This window comes from Ruminococcus sp. AM31-15AC (assembly GCF_003462045.1).
Lineage (GTDB): Bacteria > Bacillota > Clostridia > Oscillospirales > Ruminococcaceae > Hominimerdicola > Hominimerdicola aceti.
Genome location: NZ_QTYG01000097.1, coordinates 1 through 2,585, shown reverse-complemented (window position 1 = coordinate 2,585; position 2,585 = coordinate 1). Strand labels below are relative to the sequence as shown.

Below are 2,585 nucleotides of genomic sequence, written 5' to 3'. Positions count from 1 at the left end.
AAGACCGTGAAAAAGCTCCCTGGGCAACTTACTGCTCGTATGACATATATGAAGCTGTTCCATGCTGGGTGTTTTACTTTGACGAAACTCCGAACAAGGAAATTTATGCAACCATAAATTGTAACGATATGACGTTTCTTTTGTTAATAATCAAAAAGGAAACGTATAACACAATAAAAAGTGACCTGAGCAAAAGCGAAAATTACCATTGACTTACTGATGTTATCACATATGAGGAAGGAAGTTGCTTATGAAAAATCTAAAATTACTTGCCGCAGCGGTGGCTGTCGTTCTTGCAGGCTGTGCGCAGACACCTGACAGCGTAAGATCCTCTGCCGAGAAAGACAGTAAAGAGAGAAATGAGATCACAGCTATACAGTACATATCTTCCAACAAACTCAGTGATGACATAGACAATGCTCTTGATAAAAGCTATACTCAATTTGATCTGAGAGAAAATATCAGTGTGGAATTGCCCGAAGATTACTGCGAAGTCGATTTTACTCAGATATCGGATTATGAGGAAAATTACGAAAAGATAATGACCCGGATTTTTGGCAAGGATGTTCTCGACCGTGAGAATACAGTTCATGATGAAACCGGCGACGGCATGGTAAGTTACAGCTTTAGCAACGATGACGAGAAAATGTATGGCTGCGTTGGAAATAACGGCTTTATCTGTTTTGCCAAGCCCTCAGCTTTTGATGATCTCTTTAACGGCGGAAACAAAGTCAAGATCTATCATATTGACAGAGATGACGATCTTTCAGACAGCTATGAACTGGACGGAACTTCAGTCACGATCAAGCAGGCAGCTGATTTTGCTCAGGAATGGCTCGATAAGAACTATGCCGATCTTGAACCTGACTTGGAGATAGCCGTTAAAACTATAATTGTAAGACAAAGCGATCAGGGCATTTACTCATTTGATATCCATGCGTCTAAAAAATACAACGACGTATTGCTTGACGATCTTGTGCAAATGACAGATACGTCTGATGAAAGTATGTCGAAAATGAAATATATCACGCAGGGCATATATATGCAGATGTTTAAAAGCGACGAGATAGGCAGCCTTACTAACGGCAACGGTATCTTGATACCCAAAAAAGAAAAATCTGTTGATAAGATAATTTCCCTGTCAAGTGCAATGGGTATATTGAAAATACTTTTACAGATTTTAATGAGAAAATGGAGATAAGTGCCATTGACCTTAAATACACACTCACCCCTCTTAACGATAATAAAAACGGTCAAAGCTGCTACGATGCAGGCATAAAATTTGACAGCCATTTGGTCTGGGAGTTTGTTATGGATGTTCCCGAAAATGAAATGCCAGTAGGTGATGAATATTCATCGGCAGGCAATATTCAGCGATTTATTTATCTTGACGCTGAAAGCGGCGATCTTGATTATGAGTTTGATATAAATATGCTTATGCAGTGAGGTAGATCATGAAACAAAAGAAGTTTATGACGTTTTCGTGTATCGTGTTTTCTGCTGTTATTTTTCTGACTTCCTGTGGGGAAAATAAACCACAGTCGGATCTCTCTGCTGTTGACAGCGTGTCAAATATGCCGGAGAGCACCGTGTCAAAGCCAAGTTCGGAATTTGAGAACATAACTGTGGAAACAGAAAAATATGAGAATGAACAGCTTACATTCACATATGAGGGCAAAAGCTATACATTGCCGCTTTCAAGAGATAACTTTAAAGACGATATAGTTTATTATCCTGGATCAAAGCTCCACTCAGAACAGATCATAAACAATAAGCTTGGTGAAAAGGTCACTGCTGTTCTTACCGTTGATGATGGAATAACTAAAATCAAGCTGTGTGATGTTATAGGTCAAAACGGCAAAGTTTTTTCAAACAGCGGCGGCATTTGTACTATGACAAGAACGGGCGGATCTGCCTGTGAATTTACAGATCCACAAAGAACATTAAAAGCCGACCTGAACGATCTTATAGTATATCAGGAAATAAACTATCCCGATGAAGTCGATGATGTTGTATATGTGGGGTATCTTTTCAAGGACAATAATTTTATCCTTAATCAACTGTATGTTGCCGAATATGACGAAAATGGAGAGAAAAACTATGAAGAACAGCTAAACCGTGACCTCCCCAGCTTTTTCGGCACAGTACAGACCATAGGCGACAACACGGCCGAAATTAAGCTCACAGACAAAAAGACAGTATGCACAGTGCCTACATATTATTGCGACGGTGAGCTTAACGAGGGGCTTGAAGTCATGGTGATACTCGACAGCTCCACAGATCTTTTCGGGAGCGGAAAGTCGGAGAGTTTTGATTACGCCGTTATCTGCACCGACCCTGCGGAGTATGACCCCTCAGGGCATGAGTTTGGAAATCTCGCCTATGCCAAAGCTGACAGCAATAATCTTGGTAGGTTTATCTACACCGAGATCGGAGATATAGAGAAATGAAACTAAAACTTCTAAACGCAATAAAATGTGACCTGAACAAAAGCATAATAAACATAGGCTTTGCAGGTGCGGTGCTGCTGACGACAGTGCTTGCTTTCACCTCCTCAGCCTATACAGACCTTGCCACCGATAAAT

The 2,585-nt window shown here is 40.5% G+C and carries 4 protein-coding genes; all 4 read left to right on the top strand.

The genetic code is table 11. From position 1 onward, the window contains the following. On the top strand, window positions 1-212 hold a 212-nt coding region (locus tag DW793_RS15555), incomplete at its 5' end, for a hypothetical protein (protein WP_252969914.1). A gap of 38 nt (window positions 213-250) precedes the next feature. After that, window positions 251-1,201 carry a hypothetical protein gene (locus tag DW793_RS13960; protein ID WP_118158506.1) on the top strand — a complete coding sequence of 317 codons (951 nt, stop codon included), beginning with the start codon at window positions 251-253 and terminating at the stop codon, window positions 1,199-1,201. Further along, window positions 1,192-1,446, top strand: coding sequence for a hypothetical protein (locus tag DW793_RS13955; RefSeq protein ID WP_118158505.1), 255 nt, complete (start codon window positions 1,192-1,194; stop codon window positions 1,444-1,446). The genes DW793_RS13960 and DW793_RS13955 overlap by 10 nt, the downstream gene beginning before the upstream one ends. A gap of 8 nt (window positions 1,447-1,454) precedes the next feature. After that, on the top strand, window positions 1,455-2,450 hold the full coding sequence (locus DW793_RS13950; protein ID WP_118158504.1) for a hypothetical protein: 996 nt from the start codon (window positions 1,455-1,457) through the stop codon (window positions 2,448-2,450). The last annotated feature ends 135 nt before the right edge of the window (window positions 2,451-2,585 follow it).

Excerpts from the sequence above, each read along its gene's own strand:
- DW793_RS13960 (WP_118158506.1), top strand. The coding sequence starts at position 251 with ATGAAAAATCTAAAATTACTTGCCGCAGCGGTGGCTGTCGTTCTTGCA.
- DW793_RS13955 (WP_118158505.1), top strand. The coding sequence starts at position 1,192 with ATGGAGATAAGTGCCATTGACCTTAAATACACACTCACCCCTCTTAAC.
- DW793_RS13950 (WP_118158504.1), top strand. The coding sequence starts at position 1,455 with ATGAAACAAAAGAAGTTTATGACGTTTTCGTGTATCGTGTTTTCTGCT.